Raw genomic sequence first — 25302 nt, forward strand, 5'->3', positions numbered from 1 at the left:
GCCGTGTTCCGGCAAGAGCGGTGTTGTACGGGACCGTGGCTTCGAGCCGGAGCCGGCTCAGTCGGCCGGGTCGGTGAAGAGTGCGCGGTGCAGCATGGTGCGGGCGCGGTCGGCGGCTTCGGGGCGGCCTGCGCGGTCGCTGTCCGCCATGGCTCCGGCCGCCATCGGGAAGGCCAGCATCACATCCTCGACGTCGACCGCCGGACGTACGATGCCGGCCGCGCGGCCCCGGGCCAGGAGGGGTTCGAAGGCGGCGATGGTGCGGGCCGACAGTTCGGTGAGCCAGGTGAGGTCGGCGGCGGACAGCAGCCGTTCGAATCCCCGGTTGGCCCGTTGCTGGTCGAGCACGAAGCCGAACAGCGTGACGATCCCGTCGTCGGCGTCCCGCAGTTCGACGGCGCGGCGCTCGATCAGCGCCACGTTCTCCTCGAAGACCGCCGCCGCGAGCTGCTCGCGGGCCGTGAAGTGCCGGTAGAGCGTGGTGCGGCTGACCTCGGCCAGCCGCGCGACCTCCTCCAGGGCCACATCGGCCCCCCGCTCCGCGAAGACCTGGCGGGCCGCGGCGAGGAGCCGCTCACGGTTGCGGATGGCGTCGCGCCGGGGGGCGCGCTGTGCGTCGTCTGGCATACCCCGCAGACTACTGGCAGCTTTCCGTACACCGGTGTACGTTTTCTTGTGACACCAAGGAGAGCAATGAAAAGCGTGACAGTGACCGGTCCTGGCCGGCTTGAGACCGTCGAGATCCCGCGGCCGGTGACCGGCCCCCGTGACGTCCTCGTGAAGATGAAGGCGTGCGGCATCTGCGGCGCCGACCCGCACGCCCTCCAGGAGGGCGGCATCATGCCCGGCGCCGCGTCCTCGCCCATGGGCCACGAACCGGCCGGGGAGATCGTCGAGGTCGGCGCCGAGGTCACCGGGCTGCGCGTCGGAGACCGGGTGGTCATCGATCCGACCGGGGTCGCCGACGCCATCATCGGCGGCGGCGGACCGCAGGGCGCCCTCAGCGAGTACCTCGCCGTCCGGGAGGCGACCGCCGGCAGGAACGTGATCGTCATGCCCGACCACGTCCCCTGGCACGTGGCCGCGCTCGCCGAGCCCCTCGCCGTCGCCCGCCGCTGCGTGGACAAGACCGGCCCCCGGCCCGAACACCAGGCGGTCGTCTTCGGCGCCGGACCCGTCGGCCTCGGTGCCCTGCTCGCCCTCAAGGCCCACGGCGTACGGCACGTCGTGGTCGCCGACGTACAGCCGAACCGCCTGGAGAAGGCCATCGCGCTCGGCGCCGACGCCGTCATCGACTCGCGTACCGAGGACGTCCGCGCCCGGCTGGTCGAACTGCACGGCGAGGGCACCGACGCCTTCGGGCGCCCCGGGCTGCCCGGCACCGACATCTACCTCGACGCGGCCGGCGTCCCGGCGGTGGCACAGACCGTCTTCGCCGGTCCCAAGCTCGGCGCGGTCTTCGGCATCGTCGCCATCTACCACCAGAGCGTCGAGGTCGACTTCCAGCAGCTGATCCCCTCGGAACTGACCATCGTCCACTCGATGGGCCACCCCACCGAAATGGCCGCGGTCGCCCAGGACATCGCCGAGAACACCGACAAGTACGCCCTCATCGTCAGCGATGTCGTCCCCTTCGCCGAGACCGCCCGCGCCATCGACCTCGCGGGCAGGCCCGGCGCCACCGACAAGGTCGTCGTCACCTTCGACTGATCCCCCGATCCCCAAGTGCCCCTCCCCGGCGGCCGGCAGGCCCCACCGGCCGGCGCGCGGTGCGGTGATCGGCTGCGATCGGCGGTGATCGCGGGCCTACGCCGTGTGCCCGGCCCGTGGGTCAGTAGAGTGATGCCGTGACAGCGAGACCGTTGAGTGAAGTTGTTGAGCCGGGATGGGCACAGGCACTGGGTCCTGCCGCCGAACGGATCGCCGCGATGGGGGACTTCCTGCGGGCGGAGGTCGCCGCGGGGCGCACCTATCTGCCGTCCGGCGCGAACGTACTGCGCGCCTTCCAGCAGCCCTTCGACGAGGTGCGGGTGCTCATCGTCGGACAGGACCCCTATCCGACCCCCGGCCACGCGGTGGGGCTGAGTTTCTCGGTGGCGCCGGAGGTGCGTCCGCTGCCGGGGAGTCTGGAGAACATCTTCCGGGAGCTGCACACGGACTTGGGGCTGCCGCGTCCCTCGAACGGTGATCTGACACCGTGGACACAACAGGGCGTCCTCCTGCTCAACCGGGCCCTGACCACGGCGCCGCGCAAACCGGCCGCGCACCGGGGGAAGGGATGGGAAGAGGTGACCGAGCAGGCCATCCGCGCGCTGGCCGGCCGGGGCAAGCCGCTGGTCTCGATCCTGTGGGGGCGCGACGCCCGCAACGCCCGTCCCCTGCTGGGCGATTACCCCGCCATCGAGTCCGCCCACCCCTCCCCCATGTCCGCCGACCGCGGCTTCTTCGGCTCGCGTCCCTTCAGCCGGGCCAACGACCTGCTGATCGGCCAGGGCGCCCAGCCCGTGGACTGGCAACTGCCGTGAGCGGACGCCTGGTTCGGCCGGATTCCGGGGGCCGGCCGTGAGCTGGGTGCTGGGCGTGGACTCGGGCGGCTCCGGGCTGCGCTTCGCCCTGGGGCGCACAACCGACACAGGCGGTACGGGCGCGGTCGCCCCGGTCGCCACCTGTTCCTCCGCGGAGCCGGTGCGTACCGGTCCCGGCGGGATCGATCCCGTACATCTGCTGTCGCGGCTGGTGCCCGCGGTGGACGAGCTGGCGGCGCGGGCCGGGGTGGCCGGGCCCGTCCCGCTCGGCGCGGTCGCGATCGGCGCGGCCGGGATGGCGACGCTCGGCGACCGGCTGCGCGCGGAGCTGCCCGCCGCGCTGGAGCGCTCCCTCGGCGTACGGCGCCTCGCGCTCGCCGCCGACGCGGTCACGGCGTACGCGGGCGCCCTCGGACAGCGCCCCGGAGCGGTCGTCGCGGCCGGTACGGGGCTGATCGCGCTGGGTACGGAGCTGCGCCGCTGGCAGCGCGCCGACGGGTGGGGCCACTTGCTCGGCGACTGCGGCGGGGGTGCGTGGATCGGCCGGGCGGGGCTCGAAGCGGCGCTGCGCGCGTACGACGGCAGGCCGGGCGGTTCGCCCGTACTGCTGGCCCGGACGGAGGCGTTTTTCGGTCCCGCGCCCGAGCTGCCCGGGCTGCTCTACCCCCGGAGCGACCGGCCCGCCGTACTCGCCTCGTTCGCGCCCGAAGTGGCCGCCGCGGCGGCCGTCGATCCGGTGGCCGCGGGGGTGCTCGCGGCGGCGGCGCGGCATGCCGTGGAGGCCGCCGCCGCGGTCTGCCCGCCGTCCGGACCCTGCGAAGTCGCTTTCACCGGAGGTCTGTTCAAGCTCGGCGAGCCGCTGCTCGGCCCCCTGCGCGCGGAGCTGGCCGAACGGCTCCCGCGGGCCACCCCGGTGGCCGCCGCGGCCGGTCCGCTGGACGGCGCGCTCCTTGTCGCGGGGGCGCTCGCCACGGACTCGCTCGCGCTGCCGCAGGACCCGCGTCTGCTCACCACCCTGACAGACCAGGACAGATGAGGGGAAAAATACCTAACGGATAAATAAGGACAGATGGCTCGCGACCTGCCCCTCCCCGAACAGCGGCCCCCACAAAGCCAGTAGCATTCGACGCCATGAGCACCCCCACTGGGCCCGCATCCGGCCTGCCTGTACGAATGCCGCGACCCCGCCAGTCGGGGCGCCACCGCCGACCCGAACCGGTGGCGGCCCCCGAAGGGGCGCCCGCGCTGGTTCTGGCCGTGCCCGGAACCCCCTCTTCGGCCGTCCGCGGGCTGGCCGAAGAGGTCATCAGCATCGCCCGTTCGGAGCTGCCGGGCCTCGACGCGGCCATCGGTTACCTGGACGGTGACGACGAGGAGTACCCCACGCTGCTGAGCGTCCTGACCGGGACCGCCGCGCTGCGTACCGAACGCTACGAGCAGGCCCTGGCCGCCGGGCGCGAGGCGGAGGAGCCCCAGGGCCCCTCGGCCGTGGTCGTCCCGCTGCTGGCCGGTCCGGACCGCTCCCTGATCGCGCGGATAGGCGAAGCCGTCGCGGAGAGCGGCACGGCCGTGGAGCTGACCGATGTGCTCGGTCCGCACCCGCTGCTCGCCGAGGGCCTGCACGTACGGCTCTCGGAGGCCGGTCTCGCCCGTGCCGACCGCGCCAGGCTCTTCACCGTGGCCACGGCGGCCGACGGGATCATCCTCGGCACGGTGGGCGGCGCCGAGGCCGTCCAGACCGCGGGGATCACCGGGATGCTGCTGGCCGCGCGGCTCGCCGTACCGGTGATGGCCGCCGCGCTCGACGAGCACGGCTCGGTCACGGCGATCGCGGAGGAGCTGCGCGGGGCCGGTTCCACACAGCTCGCGCTCGCGCCGTACCTGGTCGGGCCGGAGCTGCCCGAGGGGCTGCTCGACGCGGCGCTCAAGGAGGCGGACTGTGCCGCCGCCGAGCCGCTGGGCGCGTACCCGGCGATCGGCAAACTGGTGCTGTCGAAGTACGCGTCGGTGCTGGGCATCAGCACCCAGCCGCAGGGGGCGCCCGCGCACTGAACCCGGGGATGCGCGGCCGGGGATGCGTGAACAGCCGGGACAGGGCCCGTACGGGGAGCGATCGCTTCCCGTACGGGCCCTTCCGTATGCCCGTCGCGCCTCACCCTTTCGGCTGATGGGCGGTGGGCTGTGGGGGTTATCCGTGGGGGTGCTGGTCCGTGCGGGGCGTGCGGTGTGTCAGGTGGTGGTGCAGTTGCCGATGGTGGGGGGTTGGGTGTTGCCGTTGGTCATGATGGTGAAGCCGAAGGTGGTGGAGGCGCCGGGGGCGAGGGTGCCGTTGCCCGCGGGTTTCATGGTCATGATGTTGCCGGTGGTATCCCAGGTGGGGGTGCCGTTCCAGGTGGTGGAGATTTTCTGGGGGGAGCGGACGGTGACGGTGGTGGTCCAGGTGGTGATCGCGGTGGTGCCGGCGGTGATGGTGACCTCGCCGTTGAAGCGGTCGGCCCAGGAAGTGCCGGCCCGGTAGGTCGCCGTACAGGTCGCACCGCCCCCGCCGCCACCGCCGCCGCCCGACGAGCCGGCGAGGCCGAAGAAGGCGATGGCCTCGGCGGCCATGCCGGACTGGGGCAGGTCATGGCCGCCGCCCTGGACGCTGATGGCCTCGACCGGGGCCTGCGCGCCGGTGGCGCCGTAGCGGGTACGGATCCGGTTGGCCTGCGGGTAGTCCGTGGCGGCGGGTGTCTGGCTCACCCCGAGGACATTGGTCCACTGCTTGATCTCTTCGCCGAAGTTGTTGTAGTGGAGCGTGCCGTCGTTGGTGCCGTGCCACAGCTGCATGCGCGGGCGCGCGCCGGTGTAGCCCGGGTGGCCGGAGCGGGCGAGGTCGCCCCACGCCTGCGGGGTCCTGCTGATCTGGCCGTTGGCGCAGGCGCTGTTCCAGCCGGAACCGTCCGTGGTGGCGAAGCAGCCGAAGGGCACGCCCGCGAAGGCGGCGCCGGCCTTGAAGACGTCCGGGTAGTCGCCCAGCAGGACGTTGGTCATCATCGCGCCGGACGAGGCGCCGGTGACGTACACCCGGTCGGGGTCGCCGCCGTAGCGCTGCTGCGCGTAGGTGACCATCGACATGATGCCGACGGGGTCGCTGCCGCCGCCCCGCCGGAGGGCCCCCGGGGAGGACACGTCGTAACAGCCGCCGGAGCGGGTCGCGGTGGGGTAGATGACGAGGAAGCCGTACCGGTCGGCGAGCGAGGCGAACTCGGTGCCCGCGTAGAAGCCCGGACCCGTCCCCGTGCAGTAGTGGATCGCCACCACGATCGCCGGGCGGGCGGGGGCGCTGTCGGGTACGTACACGTGCATCCGCAGATTGCTCGGGTTGGTGCCGAATCCGGTGACCTCGGTGAGGGACGCGGCCGAGGCGGTGGGGGCCGAGACGGTGTTCAGCAGCAGCGCCGCCAGCAGTGGCAGGACCGCCGTGAGCAGGGTGGTCGCCAATGTGCGTGGCTTTCTGGACGCGGGCATGGGTTTCCCTTCCCGGGACTACGAAAGTTTCGCCACTTGTGCGAGAGATTTCGGGAACCGTAGGGCTGTCCCGAGGGGGCGTCAAGGGTTCCGGACGTCACCCACCGGAGTCCGCCGGACCGCTCGCGACCGTATGCCGTCCGCGCGCCGTTCACACCGGCGGCGCGCACCTCGCCGGAGCTGGAATTTCCCTCAACTGCCTTTGACCAGAGGTCGACTGACAGAACATCACCAGTTGACTGATCGTCCATACATTTCGAAGACTTTTCGGAAATACGTCGTTGACGTAAGGCGGCCCCGGCGCAACACTCGTCAGCAATCCTCTCCCCCACACACCCACCGAGGTCGCGATGAACACACACGCACACACCACCAACGGCCGCGCTCCGGACCGGAGTCCGCGCCGGAGCCGCCTCCGCGCACCGCTCGCGGCGGCCCTGGCCGGGCTGGTCGCCACGGGCAGCCTGATCGCCCTGGCGGGCACCGCGCAGGCCGCCAGTACGCTCGGGGCCTCGGCCGCGGCCTCGGGCCGGTACTTCGGTACGGCGGTCGCGGCGAACCACCTCGGCGAATCGGGGTATGTCTCCACCCTGAACACCGAGTTCAACTCCGTGACCGCCGAGAACGAGATGAAGTGGGACGCCACCGAGCCCTCCCGGGGCTCCTTCACCTTCGGCGGCGCCGACCAGGTCGTCAACCACGCGCGGGGCCAGGGCATGCGGGTCCGCGGCCACACGCTCGTCTGGCACTCGCAACTGCCGAACTGGGTCGGACAGTTGGCCACCGCCGATCTGCGGACCGCCATGAACAACCACATCACCCAGCTCATGAACCGCTACAAGGGCCAGATCCACTCCTGGGACGTGGTCAACGAGGCGTTCCAGGACGGCGGCAGCGGCGCCCGCCGCAGCTCGCCCTTCCAGGACAAGCTCGGCGCCGGCTTCATCGAGGAGGCGTTCCGCACCGCCCGCGCCACCGACCCCAACGCCAAGCTCTGTTACAACGACTACAACACCGACGGTGTCAACGCCAAGAGCAACGCGGTGTACGCCATGGTGCGGGACTTCAAGGCGCGCGGTGTGCCGATCGACTGCGTCGGCTTCCAGTCCCACTTCAACAGCCAGTCCCCCGTCCCCGGCGACTACCAGCAGAACCTCCAGCGCTTCGCCGACCTCGGTGTCGATGTGCAGATCACCGAACTCGACATCGCCGGCTCCGGAACCGCCCAGGCCAACAGCTACAGCTCCGTGATCAGGACCTGTCTGGCCATCAGCCGGTGCACCGGGGTGACCGTGTGGGGCGTCACCGACAAGTACTCCTGGCGCAGCGGTGACACCCCGCTGCTCTTCGACGGCAACTACGCCAAGAAGGCCGCCTACACCGCCGTCCTCACCGCTCTCGGTGGTTCGCCGGGCGGCGGCGGTGGTGGCGGGGGCAGTGCGAGCTGTACGGCGACCTACCGGGCCGGCACTTCCTGGGCCGACCGCTTCAACGGCGAGGTCACCATCACCGCCGGCACCACCGCGATCACCACCTGGACCACCACCGTCACCGTCCGCTCCCCCCAGAAAATCTCCACCACCTGGAACGGCACCCCCACCTGGGACACCACCGGCAACATCATGACCATGAAACCCGCGGGCAACGGAACCCTCGCCCCCGGCGCCTCCACCACCTTCGGCTTCACCATCATGACCAACGGCAACACCCAACCCCCCACCATCGGCACCTGCACCACCACCTGACACACCGTCAGACAGCGAGCGGGGTGCGCGGGGCGGCCCGCAGGGGCGCGGACAGCTCGGCGAGCGCCCCTTCCAGCCGGTGCAGATGAGCGAGCGCCGGCTCGGCTCCGGGATGGTGGGCCGGCGCCCGGCCCGCTGTCCCGGCGGGCCGGTGGGCCGGCTCCGCGGCGGGCGGTACGAGGGCGTGTACGGCGTCCTCGACGCGCCGGCAGGCGGCGGCGAGCCGCGCGTCGTGCGGCCCCACCGGACCCGCGGCGGCGGCCACGGCGGCGAATCCGCGCACTTCGCGGGCGCAGTCGTCGAGCAGGAGCAGCACCTGCCGGGCACGCCGGCCCCGGGCGCGCAGCGGGCTGAGCGGGTGGACGAGCGGCGCCACCGAGGTCCGTACCCGTCCGAGGAGCACCTCCAGCTCCGCGGCGGCGGCCACCGGGTCCGCCCGCTCGTCCCCGGCGAGCCGGCGGGCGGCCGTGGTGGTGCAGGTGTGGACGCTCGTCAGCGCACGGCGGATCCAGGCGTCGGTGGCGGCGTGGGTGGTGACGGGCAGGATCAGGGCGACGGCGAGCGCGGCGCCCAGCGCGCCCGCGGCGGTCTCCTCGAACCGGAGCAGAAGGAGCCCCGGGCGCAGCACACCGAGCAGGCCGTAGAGGAGGCCCGCCATGACCGTCACGAAGAACATCATCCAGGAGTAGGAGACCGGGGCCGTGTAGAAGATCCCGAAGACGCAGCAGGCGATCAGGGCGGCGGCGGGGGTGAGCGCCCCGTCGAGCGGGACGGCGACGAGCAGTCCGGCGGCGATGCCCGCGACGGTGCCGACCATCCGGCGGAAGCCGCGGACGAGCGTCTCGCCGCGCGAGGCGGTGTTGACGAAGATCCACCAGGCGGTGCCGACGGCCCAGTACCAGCGGTCCTCGGACAGCAGCTGCCCGGCGGCCAGCGCGAAGGCGCAGGCGGCGGTGGTCTGGACGGCCTGGCGGGTGGTCGGGCGGGACAGGCCGCGGCCGGTGAGCGGCGCGGGTACGGCGGCGGGCGGCAGCCGGCGCTCGAAGCACCAGCAGCCGAAGCGGACGGCCGAGGACACGGCCAGGGCGAGCGTCATCGCACCGTACAGCTCGGGCAGTTGGCCCGGTACGGCGTGCAGGAACTGCGCCATGAAGAAGGCCATGAACGCGAAGATCCCCAGGGCGTGGCCGCGCGGTCCCCAGCGGCGGGCGTACACCCCGGCGCAGACGACGGCGAGGAACACGGTGTCGCGGGCGCCCGGGTGGCCGTGCAGGGCGGTGGCGAGCGCCAGTACGGGGAAGCCGACGGCGGGCAGCAGGGCGGTGGTCAGGGCCTGGCCCCGGACGGTGGCGTCGGTGACGGTGAAGAGCGCGAGCAGCGCGGCGAGGCCGCCGGCGATCACGGCGGTGAGCGCGTGCCCGGCGAGGCCGGAGGCGGCCGTGGCCGCTCCGATCCCGACGACGGCCCGGGCGGCGGCGCGCAGTCTGCGGCGTTCCGGGTCCGGGGCCACGAACATCCTGGTCAGCATGGTTCCCGCCTTCTGGGCGTGCCTTCCGTGCTTTCCGGATCCGGCACGGAAAAGGCGCCGCGGAGGTCCGCGGCGCCATCGACGCGCCCATCACAGCATCCGCCGGGGCCGTGGCTCAAGTGGATCCCCGAACGCTGTGCCATTGGTCCAGTGGGGCTCATGCGCCGCCCGCCGGGCCAGGCCAACGGATCAGTCGAGGAGGCGGCCGGGCGCGGCCTGCCGCCAGGAGTCCTCGACGATGTCGCGCAGCTCGTCCAGGTCCTCCAGCGCCGCGATCCGTACCCGTACCCACGACGAGGACGCCTCGTGCGGCGGCACCCAGAACTTCTCGGGCTCCGCCGCGATCAGCTCCTCCCTCTCGTGGCGGGGGCAGCGCACCGCGAACGACGTCCCGTCGTCGGGCACGGTGACGAACATCTTCCCGGCGACCCGGAACGTGGGCATGCTCCACGCCTCCTTCTCCAGCGTCTCCGGCAGGCTCAGTGCGGTACGGCGCACATCCTCGGCGTCCATGGCGTTCATGGTCCCCATCATGGTCGGCGCCGGCGGGCTCCGGCAATTGGCCCAGTGCGCGGTCCCGGGCGGGTGCCATCGGTACAGTGGGAGCCGTACGGGGTGCGGACAGCGGAAGGTCTTGGCGGACGATGGCGGTGGACGCGCTCGACACCCGGATCCTGCGGCTGCTCATCGAGCGTCCGCGCACCTCCGTGCGGGAGTACGCGCGGCTGCTCGGGGTCGCCAGGGGGACCCTCCAGGCGCGGCTGGACCGGTTGGAGCGCACGGGAGTGATCGCCGGCAGCGGCCCGTATCTCTCGGCCGCCGCGCTGGGGCATCCGGTGCTGGCGTTCGTGCACATCGAGGTGACGCAGGGGCATCTCGACGAGGTCGGGGACGCGCTGGCGGCGGTGCCCGAGATCATCGAGGCGTTCTCGATCACGGGCGCCGGCGATCTGCTGACCCGGGTGGTGGCGCGGGACAACGGCCATCTGGAGGACGTGGTCCAGCGGCTGATCCGGCTGCCCGGGGTGGTCCGTACCCGTACCGAGATGGCGCTGCGCGAGCGGGTGGCGCACCGGATGCTGCCGCTGGTGGAGTCGGTGGGCCGGGACGCGGCCGACCGGACGCGGTAGCCGACCGGACGCGGTAACTGCCGACCGACCGCGGTAACTCGGGAAATGTCGGAATCCGATTCACTTTAACGTTCTCCGCGCGGAACATACAGATAAACGCGCCCAAAAGGCACCGGAAATCCTTTCCCAGAAGAAGATCCGACGGCCATTGACACGTGCCGACGCGCTGATTGATCATCGTGGTGTAGACCATGTGACATGCACAGCACCCCAGTTGGACGCTGTGCAATTTTAGCCGTCTTCAACTTGATTTCTCAGGCAAGAAATTCATTCGGTACCTCGTGTGAATAATTCTCCCGCCAAGGGGAAGGGCCGGCTTTGCCCATACAGCACACCGTCAGCAATTCACGCTCCATTTCTTTCGCACAGCAGCGGTTGTGGTTCCTCGCCCAGTTGCCGGGCGCGAACGAGGCGTACAACGAGGCGATCGCCTACCGGCTGAGGGGCCCCCTGGACCGTCCGGTGCTCGCCCGCGCGCTCGACGCGGTGGTCGCCCGGCACGAGGTGCTGCGGACCCGGCTGGTCGACGGCGACGGCTCCGTACGGCAGGTGATCGATCCGCCGGAGACGGGCTTCGCCCTGGTGGTGGACGATCTCAGCGGGCTTCCCGGTGCCGACGGCGAGGCGCGGCTCGACGCGCTGCGGCGGGCGGAGGCCGCGGCGCCGTTCGATCTGGGCCGGGGTCCGCTGGGGCGCGGCCGGCTGGTCGTGCTGGCCGAGGACCATCATGTACTGCTGCTGACGTTTCATCACACCGTATTCGACGGCTGGTCGTTGACGGTGCTCCTGCGTGAACTGGGCGTGATCTACCCGGCGTTGCGGCGCGGCATGGCCGATCCGCTGCCGCCGCTGCCCCTCCAGTACGCCGACCACGCCGCCCGCCAGCGGGAGTGGATGTCCGGAGCCGAATGCGCCGCACAGGCCGCCCACTGGCAGCGGAATCTCGCCGGCGCCCCCGCCCTGCTGGAGCCGCCGGCCGACCGGCCGCGCCCGCCCGAACAGGACCACCGGGGGGACCGGGTGGCGATCTCGCTGGACCGGGAGCTGACCTCGGGGCTGCGGTCCCTCGCGCGGCGCGGCGGCGGCACCCTGTTCGTGGCCGTGCTGACCGGCTGGTCCATCGTGCTGTCGCGGCTGACGGGACAGACCGATGTCGTCGTCGGCACCCCCGTGGCGAACCGGCGTGGCCGCGAACTCAACGATCTCATCGGCTTCTTCGTCAACTCCCTCGCGCTGCGCACCGATCTGTCGGACGACCCGACGGGTACCGAGCTGCTGAAGCGGGTACGCGGGACCGTACGGTCGGCGCTCGACCACCAGGATCTGCCCTTCGAGCGGGTGGTGGAGCTGGTCAATCCGGTGCGCGGCACCGACCGCACTCCGCTGTTCCAGACGATGTGCGCCTGGGTGCCGTCCCGGAAGGGGCTGCTGGCGCTGCCGGGGGTCGAGGCGGAGCCTCTCCCGATCCCGTACGCGCCGGCCAAGTTCGATCTGGCGCTGTCGATGGCCGAGGAGGACGGCCGGCTGGTCGGCCATCTGGACTACGCCACCGCCCTGTTCGACCGTGCGACGGCCGAGCGCTACGCCGGGTATCTGCGGCGGGTGCTGGCGCAGCTGGTGGAGCGGCCGGAGCTGCCGGTGACGGATCTCGCGCTGATGGACGAGGCGGAGACGCGGCGGCTGCTCGCGGACTGGGACGCCACCGAGGGCGCGGCAGCCGTGCCGCCGTCCGGGCTCGGCGGGCTGGTCGAGCGTTTCGAGGCGTGGGTGCGGGAGCGGCCGGACGGGCCGGCCCTCGTCGGCCCGGCGCACGGCACTGCGGCTCCGGACGGCCCGGCCCCGGGCGGCGACCCCGCCAAAGACGGCGTTCCCGCCCCGGACACCCCCGCCACCGGCGGCGCGGTGCACCGGCTCGACTACGCCGCGCTGGACCGGCGGGTGAACCGGCTGGCGCACGCGCTGATCGCCCGGGGCGTCGGGCCGGATCAGGTGGTGGGCCTGCACACCGGGCGCTCCGCCGAGCTGGTCGTGGGCATCCTCGGCATCCTCAAGGCGGGCGCCGCGTATCTGCCGCTCGACCCCGCGCAGCCCGCCGAGCGGCTGGCCGCGATGGTGGCGGACGCCGCACCGGCCCTGGTGCTGACCGACGCCGCCGAACCGGCCGAGGGCCGCCACTCACTGACCGCCGTCGAGTCCGAGGGCCTACGCGACGACGCGCCCGGCGTCCGGGTCGGCCCGGACCGTCTCGCCTATGTCATCTACACCTCGGGCTCGACGGGCCGCCCCAAGGGGGTGGCGGTGACGCACGGGAATGTCATCAACCTGTTCGACACCTGGCTGGCGCGGTTCGGGGCCACGCCAGGGGAGGCCACATCGGCGTGGTCGAACATCGGCTTCGACGCGTCGGTGCACGAGATCCTGCTGCCGATGACCACCGGGGCCGTACTGCATCTGGTCCCCGACGAACTGCGCGCCGATCCGGCCGCGTTGATGGAGTGGCTGCGCCAACACCGGGTCGTACAGGCGTTTCTGCCGCCCTCGTACATCACCTGGATCGACGAGGATCCCAAGGAGCGTCTCGACGGGCTGGCGCTGCGGCAGTTGCTCACCGGGGTGGAGTCCCTGCCCGAGCGGGCCCTGCACCGGATGACCCAGGTGCTGCCCGGGCTGCGTATCTGCTTCGGTTACGGGCCGACCGAGACCACGCTCTACAGCACCGCCTACACCGACCCCCGGCCGCTGGACCGGCAGTGCCCCATCGGACGGCCGCTGGGCAACACCCGGCTGTATCTGCTGGACGAGCGGCGGCGGCCGGTGCCGCCCGGGGTGACGGGTGAGGTGTACATCGGGGGCGCGTGTGTGGCGCGCGGCTATCTCAACCGGCCGGAGGAGACCGCCGAGCGGTTCCTTCCGGACCCCTTCGTGCCCGGCGGGCGTCTCTACCGCACCGGCGATCTGGCCCGGCGGCTGCCGGACGGCAATGCCGAGTACGCGGGCCGCCGTGACAACCAGGTCAAGCTGCGCGGCTTCCGGATCGAGTGCGGCGAGGTGGAGGCGGCGCTGCTCGCGCTGCCGGACGTACGGGAGGCCGTGGTGCTGGCCGACCACGATCCGGCGGGCCGGCCCCGGCTGGTCGCGGCCGTCGGCCGGGAGGCCGCGGAGCCCCGGCAGGCGGGCGAGTGGCGGACCGCGCTGGCCCGGCGGCTGCCGGACTACATGATCCCGGCGCTCGTCGTCGAACTCCCGGCGCTGCCGCGCACCCGTAACGGCAAGGTCGACCGCGCGGTGGTGCTGGAGCGGGTACGGACCGCCGCCTCCGCCCAGGTCAACCAGGCCAGCCCGCGCGACCACATAGAGCTGACGCTCTATCAGATATGGCAACAGGTGCTGGTGGAGCCGGACATAGGGATCCGTGACAGCTTCTTCGACATCGGTGGCACCTCGATCTCCGCGATCAGGATGGTCCACGCCGTCCGGGAGGCGTTCGGCGAGACACTGCCGTTCCGGGAGCTGATGCTCCATCCGACCATCGAGGCCCTGGGCGGCCGGCTGCGGGCGGGCGCACCGGAGCGGCCGGCCGACAATCTGATCGAGTTCCGCGCGGGAGGCGGTCCCGAATCCGGTGGGCCGCCGGGGGAACCGGACGCGGTACCGGGGCAGGCGCGGCCACCGGGCCGGGTGGTGTGTGTCCATCCGGCGGGGGGCACCGCCTTCTGCTATCTGTCGCTGGCCAAGGCGCTGCCGCCGGAGTTCGGCGTCTACGGAATCCAGTCCCCCGGGGTCAACCCCGGCGAGGAGTTCCTGCCCTCGGTGGAGGCGATGGCCGAGGCGTATCTGCGTCTGGTGACACCGCTCCTCGACGCGCCGCTGGTCATCACCGGGCTCTCGTACGGCGGTCTGGTCGCCCACGAGATGGGGCGCCGGCTGGCACTGGCCGGGCACACCGAAGTGAGTGTGGTCCTGCTGGACACCCAGGCCACCGGCGGACCCCTCGCCCCGGAGCTGACCGCGCCGGTGGAGATGGCCGAATTCCGCGACAAACTCGTCAAGTTCAACGGAATGTACCCCGGCATCGACGACGAACAGATCGACCAGTACTTCCGGATCTACAACCACAACCGGTCGACCGTGCCGGGCTACACCGTGCCCGTGTCGCCCGCCCGGCTGGTGCTGGTCCAGGCCGCCGCCGAGGGCGCCGACGAGGAACAGCTCCGTGACGTACGGGAGTTCTGGCGCGGCCGTGCCGGCGGCGGCTTCCTGGTGGAGCGGGCCGACTGCGGCCACTGGGAGATGCTGGAATCCGCCGAGGCGGTACGGGTGGCCGCGCTGCTCGAAGCCGAGCTGGCCCGGTTCGCGCCCGCCCCCGCCGCCCTGACCCGGGAGGCGTGATGACCTCCGCGGTGACAGCGCCGGACGGCGCCCCGGACCGTACCACCACGACCGGAGGACTGGCCGCCGCCGTCCTCGCGCGGGCCCGCCGCCATCCGGCCGCCGTGGCCGTGACCGACGGCGAACAGACCCTGACCTACGCGGAGTTGGCCGATGCGAGCGGCGCCGTCGCCCGCGCCCTGCACGGCGCGGGGATACGGCCGGGCGAGGCGGTGGCGGTGTGTCTGCCCCGGTCGTGGCGGCTCGTCTGCGCCATGCTCGGACTGCTGCGGCTGGGCGCGGTGGTCGTCCCGCTCGACGCGCAGAGCCCGCCCGAGCGGCGAGGCCATATCCTGGCCGACTCGGGGGCCGTGGCCCTGATCCACGGCGACGGGACGCCCGGCCTACCGGAAGGGCTGCCGGGCGGTGTGCGTCCGCTCGATGTGACCGTACTCCTCGGCGCCGGTCCGGCCGACGGGCGGGAGCCGCCCGCGCCGGCTCCTCTCCCGGCGGTGCCCGCGACCGCGCCGCCGGTCTCCTTCGTCTTCTACACCTCGGGCACCACCGGCCGGCCCAAGGGTGTCGAGGTCCGGGACGCGGGCGTCCTGCGGCTGGCGCGGCCCGGATATCTGGATCTGCCCGAGGGGGCCCGCTACTCCTGCCTCGCCAACCCGGCCTTCGACGCGCTGAGTTTCGAGGTCTGGGTGCCGTTGCTGACCGGCGGCCGGTGTGTGATCCTCCCCGACGAGACGGTGCAGACACCGCATCTGCTGGCGGCGGCGCTGCGGCGCGAGCGCGTCGACACGGTCTTCATCACGGTGGCGCTGTTCAACGCGGTGGTCATCGCGGTGCCGGACTGCTTCGCCGGGGCCGGTCAGGTGCTGGTGGGCGGTGAGCAGCTGAACGCCCGGCTGATCCGGCGCTGGTACCGGGACAACCCGACGAGCCGGACCCGGCTCCACAACGTGTACGGCCCCACCGAGACCACTACCTTCGCCCTCTGCCATCCCGTGCCGCGCGACTTCACCGGCGACGTGGTGCCCATCGGCCGCCCGCTGCCGGAGACCGGGACGCTCCTGCTGGTGGACGGCGGCCGGCCGGCCGCGCCGGGCGAGGTGGCCGAACTCCTGCTGTCCGGAGCCGGGTTGGCGGCCGGATACCGGGGGCTGCCCGAGGAGACCGGCCGCGCGTTCGTCACCCTCCCCCGGCCCGACGGGGACGGCGGGGACCGCTACTACCGCACCGGCGATCTGGTACGCGGCGACACCGACGGCCGGATCACGTACGTGGGCCGTGCCGACCGCCAGGTCAAGGTCCGGGGCTTCCGGATCGAACCGGGCGAGCTGGAACAGCGGATCGTGGCCCACCCCGCGGTACGGCAGGCATACGTGTGCACGCGCCGCGACCCCGCGGACGGCGGAAACGAGCTGCTGGCCCATGTGGTGCTCGGTGCCGATCTGTCCTTCGAGGAGTTCGACCGCCATCTCGCGGCGGGCCTGCCCGCGTACATGCGCCCGCACCGGGTCCATCTGGTCGAGTCCCTGCCGCTCAACGCGAACGGCAAGGTCGACGAGGCGGCGCTGCTGCGGTGGGACCTTCCGCCGTGGCGGGGCACCGCCCCCGGACCCGGTCCGGACGCCGTCACACCGTGGCAGCGCGAAGTGCTGGAGCTGGCGGGCGAGGTGCTGGGCGTGCCGGGGCTGCGGCTCGGCGACCGCTGGACGGCCAACGGCGGCGACTCACTGAAGGCGCTGCGGCTGCGCTTCGAGGTACGGCGGCGCTGGGGCCGCGAGGTGCCCCAAACCCTGGTCCTGGGCGAGGACTTCGCCGCACTGGCGGCGGCGATCGGACCGGACGGCCGGGCGGGGGCGGACACCGTCTCCCCCTATCCGGCGGTGCCCGCTCCGACGGGCGCGCGCTCCGGGCCCACCACCTCCGAGCAGCAGCGGCTCTGGCTGCTCCAGCAGCGCGATCCCCGCTCCACCGCCTACAACGTCCCGCTGGCCTTCCGGCTGCGCGGCACGGTCGACACCGCCGCGCTGCGCCATGCCCTGCGCCGGCTGGTGGCGCGCCATCCCGCGCTGCGGACGTCGTACGAGGCGACGCCCGACGGGCTGCGCCAGGTGGTGGCGGAGCCGTACGACCCATGGACCGAGCGCGCCCTGCCGGGCCCCGGCGACACCGGGACCGACGACGGCGCGCTCGCCCTCGCCGCCGAACTCGGCTCCGTACCGTTCGACTTGACGGACCCGCGGCTCCTGGAAGCGTGCTGGCTGCCCTCGGACGACGGCGGTGTGCTGCTGCTGCGGCTGCACCACATCGCGGTCGACGGCTGGTCGCTCAATGTGCTGTTCCGGAGTCTCTCGGAGGACTACGCGGCCGCGTCGGCCGGGGCCCCGCCGCCCGGGACCGGGTCGGCCGATTCGGCACCCACACCGCTCGACCACGCGGTCTGGCAGGCCGAGTGGTTCACCCGCCCCGGCTATCTCGCCCAGCGTGCCGCGCTGCGCACCCACCACGCGGGGTCGGCCGAGGCCGGCGAGCCGCTGGAGCCGGCCGGCTCGGGTGCGGCCGTGCGGCCGGACGCCCGGGGCAGACTGCTGCACACCTCGCTCGACCGGGGCCGGCGCGCCGTGCTCGACCGGCTCGGCGCCGAGCTGGGACTCACCCGCTTCCAGCTGCTTCTGGCCGTCTTCTCCTGGAGCCTGTACGGGGTGACGGGCCGCGCCCGCCCCCGGATCGCCGGGCCGGTGGCCAACCGGCCGGTGGAGGACTTCGCGGACAGTGTCGGCATGTTCGCCAACACCGTGCTGCTGCCGCAGAGTCCGGTGCCGGAGGAGGATCTGCGCACCCTGCTGCGACGGCAGGGGGACGAAGTGCGGGCGGTGCTCGACCTTCAGGACGTGGCACTGGCCGACGCGCTGGCCGACCGCGCGTTCCCCACGGAGGGCGGCCCGTTCGACTTCCTCTTCGTACTGGAGAACACCGACTTCTCCGCGCTGTCGCTGCCGGGCTGCGACAGCCGTCCCCTCTGGCCGGCGCCCGCGCACGCCAAGTGCCCGCTGACACTGTCGGTGGTCGAGCGCGAGGAGGGCTTCGACTGCCTGTGGGAGTACGACGCGGACAGCTTCGAGGCACCCGAAGTGCGGGCGATGGACGGCCTGTTCCGGCAGGCCCTGGACCGACTGGCCGAGAGCGCCGGGGAAACGGACGAGGGCGTCGGAGAGGAGGCCGGGGGTCACGTCGGGCAGGCAGGCGGGCCGGTCACACTGGCCGACCTGGTCGGACCGTACCGCCGCTCCCTGGACGAACCGGGGCGCGCGCTGCCGGCGCCGCCCGGCTTCGCCACCGTCGCCGAGGGCTTCGCCCGGCAGGTACGGCTGAGGCCCGACGCGATCGCCCTCGTCTCCGCCGGCCGGGAGGTGTCCTACGGCGAACTCGACGCACTGGCAGACGCGTTGGCCCGCGAGCTGTGGGCGCGCCATCCGCTGCCGCCGGGCGACGACCCCACGGGCTGTGTGGCGCTCCACTTCGAGCCGTCGGTCGAGCATGTGGTGGCGCTGCTGGCGTGCGCCCGGCTGAATCTCACCGTCGTCCCGCTCGATCCGGCGTACCCGCCCGCGCTGTTGCGGCAGATCATGGATCAAGTCGACCCACTGTGCGTGCTGTTGGCGGCGGACAGTGAGGGCGCGTTCGACGCCGTCGACCCGGGCGGGCCGCTGCCGCGTCTCACCGTGACCGCCGAGCTGTCGCCGGAGCCGGCCTCCGGCCCGCCGCCGGAGCCGCCCCGGGACCTGCCGCCGTATGCCGGACGGCCGCTCTACACCCTGTTCACCTCCGGCTCCACCGGCACCCCGAAGGGGGTGCGCGTACCCGATCGGACCCTGTGCGACCTGCTGCGCTGGCAGAGCGGGCCGGGCGGGCTGCCGGACGGCGCCGTCACCGCGCAGTTCTCGGCGCTCTCCTTCGACGTGTCGTTCCAGGAGATCTTCTCCGCCCTGTGCGGCGGCGGCACCCTGCATCTGGCCCGCCCCGGTCTGCGGCAGGACGTCCCGGCGCTGCTGGCGCACCTCGAAGTGTCCGGTGCCGAGCGGGTCTTCATGCCGTACGTGGCGCTCCAGCTGCTGGCCGAGTACGGCGTCCGGCTGGGCCGCTACCCGTCGCGGCTGCGTGATGTCGTCACCGCCGGTGAACAGTTGGTGTGCACGGACGCGATCCGGCGCTGGTTCGCCGGTCTGTCCGGCGCCCGGCTGTTCAATCACTACGGCCCGACCGAGACCCATGTGGTCAGCGCGCTGTGTCTCGACGGGGATCCGGCGCTCTGGCCTGCCCGGCCCGCGATCGGCCGCCCGGTGGCGGGCGCCTGGCTGCGCGTCGTCGACGAGGCCGATCGGCCCGTACCGCCCGGGTGCCCCGGCCGGCTGCTGATCGGCGGGCCGATGGCGGCCCCCTGCTACACGGGCGATCCCGCGCTCAACGAACGGCACTTCGTCGAGCTGCCCGGACTGGGCGTGTTCTACCGCAGCGGCGACCGGGCGCGGTTCGACCGGCAGGGGCTGCTCCACTGTCTCGGCCGGGACGACCAGCAGATCAAACTGAGCGGCCATCGGCTGGAGTTGGGGCAGGTCGAAGCGGCGCTGCTGCGTCATCCGGCCCTCGTCAACGCCGTGGTCGTACGGGACGACGAGCGACTGACGGCGTGTGTGGAGTGCCGCGCCGGGGAGCCCGTGCCGACGACGGCGGAACTCGCCGGCCATCTGGCGCCGCTGCTCCCCGCGTACGTACGGATCGACCGGTTCCGGCGGCTGGCGGCGCTGCCCCGCACCCCCAGCGGCAAGCTGGACCGGCGGGCGGCGCTGCACGCCCCCGGGGAAGAGCTGGACCGGGGACAGCGCCCCGGCCCTGAGCTGTCGGCGCGCGAGGCACGGCTGTCCGCGCTGTTCGAGGAGGTGCTCGGCCGTCCCATCGGGCGTGACCAGCGCTTCTTCGACGCGGGCGCCTCCAGTCTCGATCTGATGCGCTTCCATCTGCGCTGCACGGCCGAACTGGATCTGCCGCTGACGATCCCCGATCTCTTCGAGCATGTCACCGTCCGCCGGCTGGCCCGCTTCCTGGACGCCTCGGACCCGGCCGTACGGGACGATCGCGCTCCCGGCGGTACGGGAAGCGGCGGGCCCGCGGACGAGCCGGTGGCCGTCGTCGGCATGGCGGTACGGCTGCCCGGCGCCACCGATCTGGCCGGTTTCTGGGCGATGGTGAACGGCAACGGCCGGGGCATCGAGCACTTCGACGCGGCAGACGGGCTGGTGGGCGCCCGCAGCATGATGGACGGACCGCTGGCCTTCGACCCGCGCCGGTTCGGCATCGGTCCGGCGGAGGCGCGGCTGATGGACCCGCAGCAGCGCCATCTGATGATGAGCTGCGCCGAGGCGCTGGCCCACGCCGGGATCGCCGATCCGGACGGGCGGGGAGTGGGGCTCGTCGCGGGGTGCGGCGAGAACACGTACTTCCAGTCGATGCTCCGCGAAGCCGACCCCGAGCGGCTGCCCGACAGATTCCAGCTGGCCCTCCACCACGACAAGGATTTCCTCGCCACCAAGACGGCGTACCACCTCGGGCTGACCGGCCCGGCCTTCACCGTGCAGGCGGCCTGCGCGAGTTCGCTGGTGGCGGTCCATGTCGCGGCCGGAATGCTGCGGCAGGGCGACGCCGAGGTGATGCTCGCCGGGGGCGTCCTCGTCGACACCACGCTGAGCGACGGCTACGCGTACCGGCCGCAGCACATCCTGTCCCCCGACGGATACTGCCGACCGTTCAGCGACGACTCCGACGGCACCATCGGCGCCAGTGGTGTCGGTGTGGTGGTGCTCAAGCCGCTGAGCGCCGCGCGGCGTGACGGTGACACGGTGTACGCGGTGATCACCGGCTCGGCGCTCAACAACGACGGTTCCGCCAAGATCGGTTACAGCGCGCCCTCACTGCCGGGACAGCGGGAGGTGATCCGGACGGCGCTGCGTCGCAGTGGCCGCTCGGCCGCCGAGCTGGGGTACGTGGAGGCACACGGCACCGGTACGCGGCTGGGCGACCCGGTCGAAGTCGGCGCGCTGCGGCAGGCGTTCGGACTGGAGTCGGGCGACGGCGACCCCGGGTCCGGTGGCGACGACCGTAACGGCGGCGGTGACGGCGGCTGCGCGCTGTCCTCCGTGAAGAGCCAGATCGGCCATCTCGGCGCAGCCGCGGGCGTGGTGGGGCTCGTCCGGGCGGCTCTCGCGGTCCACCACGGGGTCATCCCGCCCAACGTCGGCTTCCGGCAGCCCAATCCGCGGATCGGCGCGGATGCCGCGCCCTTCCGCTTCCCGGCGGAGGCCGCGCCCTGGCCGGCCGGCCGGGACCGGGTGGCGGCGGTGAGCAGCTTCGGAATCGGCGGCACCAACGCCCATCTGATTCTGGAGGCGGCCGACCTCACTTCCCCGGTCGGTCCTTCCGCCTCCTCGAACTGTCTGCTGCTCTCCGGCGACAGCGAGGTGGCGCTGCGCGCCGACGCCGCCCGTGTCGCCGACTACCTGGCCGCCCGTCCGCAGGCGTACGGCCAGGTGCTGCGGCACCTCCAGGCCGGGCGTCCGGCCGGCCGGCTCCGTATGGGCGCGGTGTGCGCGGACGCCGCCGACGCCGTGGCGTGGCTGCGTACGGCGGCCGGGGCGGAAACAGCGGAGGCGCGGAACGGGGTGGCGGCCGTGGAGGTGGTCCCGGGCGAGGAGATACGGCCCGCCGGGGACCGGTCGGCGGCGGCGCTGACCGCCGCGTGGCTGGCCGGTGAGCGGATCGGCTGGCCCGAGGGCCCCGCGCAGGCGCCCTGGGACTTCCCGCCGCCCGCCTTCGAGCTGGCCGACTACGACTTCGAGCGCGCCGCGCCCGGGGCCGCCGAGGAGCGGACCGTACGGCTGCCCGAGTCGGACTGGCTGCACCAGCCGCACTGGGTACGCCGGGGCCGCGCCACCGCCGTACCGCGCGTCTCTGGCGTACCGGGCTCGCCGGGGCCGCTGGTGGTGCTGACCGCGTCCGAGCCGCTGGGGCGGGAGGCGACGCGGCTCCTCGAAGCCGTCTCCGGCCGGGTGGTACGGGTCGTGGCGGCCGGGGCCTTCGCCCGGCTCGCGGACGGCACGTACGAGGTCGACCCGGCCGATCCGGCCTCACTGCGGCAGTTGCTCGACGCGCTGGCCGGAGCGCCGGACGGCGCCGCGGCGGAGGCGCGTATCGACTGGCTGCACGCGCTGCCGCTGGCGATCAACGGACCCGTCGGCGAGGACACACTGGACCGCGCCCACTGGGCGTGTGTCGACACACCGGCGGCGCTGTTGTCGGCCGTGGCCGGGATGGACCGGCCGCCACGGCTGCGGCCCTGGTGGCTGTCGTACGGGGCGCAGCCGGTGGAGGGCTTCGTGGACCGGCCCGAAGCGGGGCTGCTGGCGGGGGTCTGCGAGGTCGCGCCGCAGGAGCGCGGTGTCGAGGGCCACTGGCTGGACCTGCCCGGTGCCGACCCGGCGGAGTGGGCGGCGCCGCTGTCCGCGCTGCTGGCTGAGACATCTGCCGGGTCCGGCGCAAGTGCCGACGGTGTTTTGTCGCTGCCCCGGCGGCTCGCGCTCCGCCAGGGTTTCTGGTGGCAGCAGGCGCTGCTGCCCGTGGCCGCGTCCCCCTCGGCCGGTCTCCCGCCCGATCTCCCGCCGCTCCTGGACAAGGGCGGGGTCCATCTCCTCCTGGGCGGCACCGGCGGTATCGGCGCCGCGCTCGCGGCCCGGCTGCTGGAGGGGACGGACCACCGGGTGGTCCTGCTGGCCCGGCACCCCCGCGTACCGGCGGCCCTGTCGCGGTGGGCCGACCGGATCGAACTGGTCGACGCCGATCTCGCCGAGACCTCGATGGACCGGATCCACGCCAGGATCGCCCGTATCGCCCCTCGCCTCGACAGTGTGATCCACACGGCCGGGACGGCGTCCGGCGGTCTGATCACCCACCGGGACCCCGGAAAGATGCGGCGGGCGACGGCGGGCAAGGCGCGCGGCGCCCTGCTGACTGAGCGGCTGATCGAGAGCCATCGCCCGTCCGTCGTCGTCTACTGCTCCTCGATGTCGGCGCAGTTCGGCGGCGTCGGCCAGCTCGACTACGCCGCCGCGAACGGCTTGCTGGACGGCTTCGCCCGCCGCCGGCCCGGCGCGGCGGAGACCACACTGCGGATCGGTGTGGACTGGGACATCTGGCGCGAGGTGGGCATGGCGCGGCACGCCCTGCGGACGGACGCGCGCCATCAGGAGCATCTGGCGGTAGGACTCGAAGTGGCCGAAGGCCAGCGGGTGTTCGACCGGGCGCTACGGCTTCAGCTGCCGCAGCTGCTGGTGTCCACGACCGCCGTCGAGCGGGCCCGTGACTTCTACGCGCCGCCCGCCACCACGCCCGACACCACAGCCACGGCAGCAGTCACAGCAGCGTCCACCGAACAGCAGCTCGTCGAGCAGCTCACGGAGTGGCTGCGCGACTGGCTCGGTCTGGACCGGCTCGACCCGGACGCCTCGCTCTACGAGCTGGGCGCCGACTCGCTGACACTCCTCGATCTGATCGGCGAGGTGAAACGGCTCTTCGGGGTGGACATCGAGCTGTCCCAGCTCAACCACCGGGCCAGCCTCGCCGACGTACTGGCGCGGCTGGACGAGGAGACCCGGCCGGCCGCCGGGGTACGGTCCGCCACCGGCGATCCGGTGGAGCTGGAGATCTGGCAGGAGGGCGAGGGCGACGGGCGCGATGTGCTCTGTCTGGTCCATCCGGTCGGCGGCGACATCCAGGCGTACCGGACGCTGGTCTCCGCGCTCGATCCGCGCCTCACCGTCTGTCTCATCGCGGATCCGGCGCTGCGCCTCCCCGGACTGCCCGCGTGGTCCCTGGCCGAGCGGGCACGCCGCTACCACGCGGCTTTCGCGGCACGCTTCCCCGCCGGGCAGTGGCGCCGGCGGCTGGCGGGCTGGTCGTTCGGCGGGTGGGCGGCGCTGGGGATGGCCGCCGAGGCCGAGGCGGCGGACGAGCCGGTGGCCGGGCTGTATCTGCTCGATCCGCCGCCGCCGGACGCCGGGGAGGTCTTCCGTACGTACGACGAGAGGGGGCTCGAAGCGGTCTTCGCACACGAGCTGAACAACGCGAGCGCGGGTACGGGGACGGGTGCAGACGCCGGCAGAGGCGCCGGCCCCGAAGCGCGCGCGTACGCCGAGCGGCTGGCGCACTGCTGCCGGGCCAATGTGGCCGCGATGGCCGCGTACGAGCTGCCCCGGCTGTCCCGCACACCGAGCCGGCTGTGGCTGGCGAACACACCGGTGGACGGCCTGCCCCCGACCGGTACGCCGGACGAGCTGCGGCGGCAGTGGCAGGCGTGGCTGCCGGACCTGACCGACTGCCAGTACCTGGACACCACACACTACGGCGTTCTCGGACCGCCCCATGTGGCGAAGGTGGCCCGGACGGTCAACTCGACCTGAGTGGAAGGCCGTAGGGCCGGTGCCGCCGACTTCCCTTCCCCCCAACACCGACACACCGCGGGAGACCTCATGGAACAGTACGCACTCGACGCGATGGAACGCCTCACCACCCGGCCCCCGGAGGTCTACGAGACCATCGGAGTCGATCCGCTGACCCCGGCGACCGGGGCCGAGGTGTCCGGGATCGATCTCTCGGAGAAGCTGTCGGACACTCAAGTCGCCGAATTGAAGCGGGCCTTCCACCTCCACCATGTGCTGGTCTTCCGTGACCAGGAGCTGACGGGCGAGGACCACAAGCGGGTGGCGGGCCACTTCGGGGGGCTGCATCCCGTGGCGCTGCCGGCCGAGGGCTCCGACCCGCACATCCTGGAGATCCGTGCCACCGGCGAGTCGCGCGCCGTGGCCGGGGACGGCTGGCACTCCGACGGCACCGCCGACGCGGAGCCGTCGCTCGGCTCGATGCTCTACATCACCCGCACCCCGGAGATCGGCAGTGGCGGGGACACCCTGTTCGCCAATATGCATCTGGCGTACGAGCTGCTGTCGCCGCCGATGAAGGCGTTCCTGGAGGGCATGACGGCGGTGCACGACGGGCTGCTGCCCTGGGGAGGTGTCACACCGCCGCCCGAGTACGACGTCCCGAAGAACGAACACCCGGTGGTGGTACGGCATCCCGAGACCGGGCGTCCGCTGCTGTTCGTCAACGGTGCCTACACCTCGCACCTGACGGGGCTGACCCCGAACGAGAGCCGGGCCGTGCTCGACATGCTGCTCGCGCACATCGCCCGTACCCCGCTGCTGACCTGCCGGGTCCGCTGGACGCCCGGCACCCTGGTGTTCTGGGACAACCGCTGCCTTCAGCACCACGCGACCTGGGACTACTACCCGCACCACCGCTACGGGCAGCGCGTCGCGATCAAGGGCGCGCGGCCCCTGGCCTGAGACAGACCCCGCACAAAGGCGCCGCACGGAGGCGGC

The 25302-nt window shown here is 73.0% G+C and carries 13 protein-coding genes; 9 read left to right on the forward strand and 4 right to left on the reverse strand.

Annotated elements, in window-relative coordinates; translation table 11 throughout:
• Positions 1-57: 57 nt before the first annotated feature.
• A complete protein-coding gene (locus DVK44_RS01505; RefSeq protein ID WP_114657930.1) occupies positions 58-627 on the reverse strand; it encodes a TetR family transcriptional regulator in 570 nt (189 codons plus the stop codon).
• Positions 628-693: 66 nt separating this feature from the next.
• Here DVK44_RS01505 and DVK44_RS01510 point away from each other — a divergent pair, with 66 nt between their 5' ends.
• The 4 genes from DVK44_RS01510 (at position 694) to DVK44_RS01525 (ending at position 4577) form a co-directional block, all read left to right on the forward strand.
• Positions 694-1710: a zinc-dependent alcohol dehydrogenase gene (locus DVK44_RS01510; RefSeq protein ID WP_114657932.1), complete on the forward strand. Its 1017-nt coding sequence runs from the start codon at positions 694-696 to the stop codon at positions 1708-1710.
• A gap of 137 nt (positions 1711-1847) precedes the next feature.
• Positions 1848-2525 carry a uracil-DNA glycosylase gene (locus DVK44_RS01515; protein WP_114657934.1) on the forward strand — a complete coding sequence of 226 codons (678 nt, stop codon included), beginning with the start codon at positions 1848-1850 and terminating at the stop codon, positions 2523-2525.
• A 37-nt stretch (positions 2526-2562) separates the two neighbouring features.
• Complete coding sequence (locus tag DVK44_RS01520; RefSeq protein WP_114657936.1) at positions 2563-3561, forward strand: N-acetylglucosamine kinase; 999 nt, start codon at positions 2563-2565, stop codon at positions 3559-3561.
• Between the two features lie 95 nt (positions 3562-3656).
• Entirely contained in the window at positions 3657-4577 is a 921-nt protein-coding gene (locus tag DVK44_RS01525; RefSeq protein ID WP_114657938.1) for a sirohydrochlorin chelatase, read from the forward strand.
• Between the two features lie 177 nt (positions 4578-4754).
• On the opposite strand, the gene DVK44_RS01530 is transcribed toward DVK44_RS01525, so the two are convergent.
• Complete coding sequence (locus DVK44_RS01530) at positions 4755-6035, reverse strand: extracellular catalytic domain type 1 short-chain-length polyhydroxyalkanoate depolymerase (RefSeq protein ID WP_114657940.1); 1281 nt, start codon at positions 6033-6035, stop codon at positions 4755-4757.
• 350 nt (positions 6036-6385) lie between these two features.
• Here DVK44_RS01530 and DVK44_RS01535 point away from each other — a divergent pair, with 350 nt between their 5' ends.
• The gene (locus DVK44_RS01535) at positions 6386-7780 is read left to right on the forward strand and encodes an endo-1,4-beta-xylanase (protein ID WP_114657942.1); all 1395 of its coding nucleotides are present in this window, start codon (positions 6386-6388) and stop codon (positions 7778-7780) included.
• A 7-nt stretch (positions 7781-7787) separates the two neighbouring features.
• On the opposite strand, the gene DVK44_RS01540 is transcribed toward DVK44_RS01535, so the two are convergent.
• Both DVK44_RS01540 and DVK44_RS01545 read right to left on the reverse strand, forming a co-directional pair.
• Positions 7788-9308, reverse strand: coding sequence for an FUSC family protein (locus tag DVK44_RS01540; protein ID WP_114657944.1), 1521 nt, complete (start codon positions 9306-9308; stop codon positions 7788-7790).
• 189 nt (positions 9309-9497) lie between these two features.
• Positions 9498-9830, reverse strand: coding sequence for an MmcQ/YjbR family DNA-binding protein (locus DVK44_RS01545; RefSeq protein ID WP_228446947.1), 333 nt, complete (start codon positions 9828-9830; stop codon positions 9498-9500).
• Between the two features lie 122 nt (positions 9831-9952).
• On the opposite strand from DVK44_RS01545, the gene DVK44_RS01550 reads away from it, so the two are divergent.
• The 4 genes from DVK44_RS01550 to DVK44_RS01565 all read left to right on the forward strand — a co-directional run bounded on the left by DVK44_RS01550 (position 9953) and on the right by DVK44_RS01565 (position 25266).
• The gene (locus tag DVK44_RS01550; RefSeq protein ID WP_114657948.1) at positions 9953-10438 is read left to right on the forward strand and encodes an Lrp/AsnC family transcriptional regulator; all 486 of its coding nucleotides are present in this window, start codon (positions 9953-9955) and stop codon (positions 10436-10438) included.
• A gap of 318 nt (positions 10439-10756) precedes the next feature.
• Positions 10757-14827 (forward strand): non-ribosomal peptide synthetase, encoded by a 4071-nt coding sequence (locus DVK44_RS01555; RefSeq protein WP_228446948.1) that lies wholly within the window; start codon positions 10757-10759, stop codon positions 14825-14827.
• Positions 14827-24324 (forward strand): non-ribosomal peptide synthetase, encoded by a 9498-nt coding sequence (locus DVK44_RS01560; RefSeq protein WP_114657950.1) that lies wholly within the window; start codon positions 14827-14829, stop codon positions 24322-24324. The genes DVK44_RS01555 and DVK44_RS01560 overlap by 1 nt, the downstream gene beginning before the upstream one ends.
• Positions 24325-24393: 69 nt before the next feature.
• Entirely contained in the window at positions 24394-25266 is an 873-nt protein-coding gene (locus DVK44_RS01565) for a TauD/TfdA dioxygenase family protein (RefSeq protein WP_114657952.1), read from the forward strand.
• Positions 25267-25302: the final 36 nt, after the last annotated feature.

The sequence above is a fragment of the Streptomyces paludis genome, from assembly GCF_003344965.1.
GTDB classification, from domain to species: Bacteria; Actinomycetota; Actinomycetes; order Streptomycetales; family Streptomycetaceae; genus Streptomyces; species Streptomyces paludis.

Bases quoted from the DNA above. Each gene is read 5' to 3' on its own strand.
- DVK44_RS01505 (WP_114657930.1), bottom strand. From the start codon at position 627: ATGCCAGACGACGCACAGCGCGCCCCCCGGCGCGACGCCATCCGCAAC.
- DVK44_RS01510 (WP_114657932.1), top strand. From the start codon at position 694: ATGAAAAGCGTGACAGTGACCGGTCCTGGCCGGCTTGAGACCGTCGAG.
- DVK44_RS01525 (WP_114657938.1), top strand. From the start codon at position 3,657: ATGAGCACCCCCACTGGGCCCGCATCCGGCCTGCCTGTACGAATGCCG.
- DVK44_RS01530 (WP_114657940.1), bottom strand. From the start codon at position 6,035: ATGCCCGCGTCCAGAAAGCCACGCACATTGGCGACCACCCTGCTCACG.
- DVK44_RS01535 (WP_114657942.1), top strand. From the start codon at position 6,386: ATGAACACACACGCACACACCACCAACGGCCGCGCTCCGGACCGGAGT.
- DVK44_RS01540 (WP_114657944.1), bottom strand. From the start codon at position 9,308: ATGCTGACCAGGATGTTCGTGGCCCCGGACCCGGAACGCCGCAGACTG.
- DVK44_RS01545 (WP_228446947.1), bottom strand. From the start codon at position 9,830: ATGAACGCCATGGACGCCGAGGATGTGCGCCGTACCGCACTGAGCCTG.
- DVK44_RS01550 (WP_114657948.1), top strand. From the start codon at position 9,953: ATGGCGGTGGACGCGCTCGACACCCGGATCCTGCGGCTGCTCATCGAG.
- DVK44_RS01560 (WP_114657950.1), top strand. From the start codon at position 14,827: ATGACCTCCGCGGTGACAGCGCCGGACGGCGCCCCGGACCGTACCACC.
- DVK44_RS01565 (WP_114657952.1), top strand. From the start codon at position 24,394: ATGGAACAGTACGCACTCGACGCGATGGAACGCCTCACCACCCGGCCC.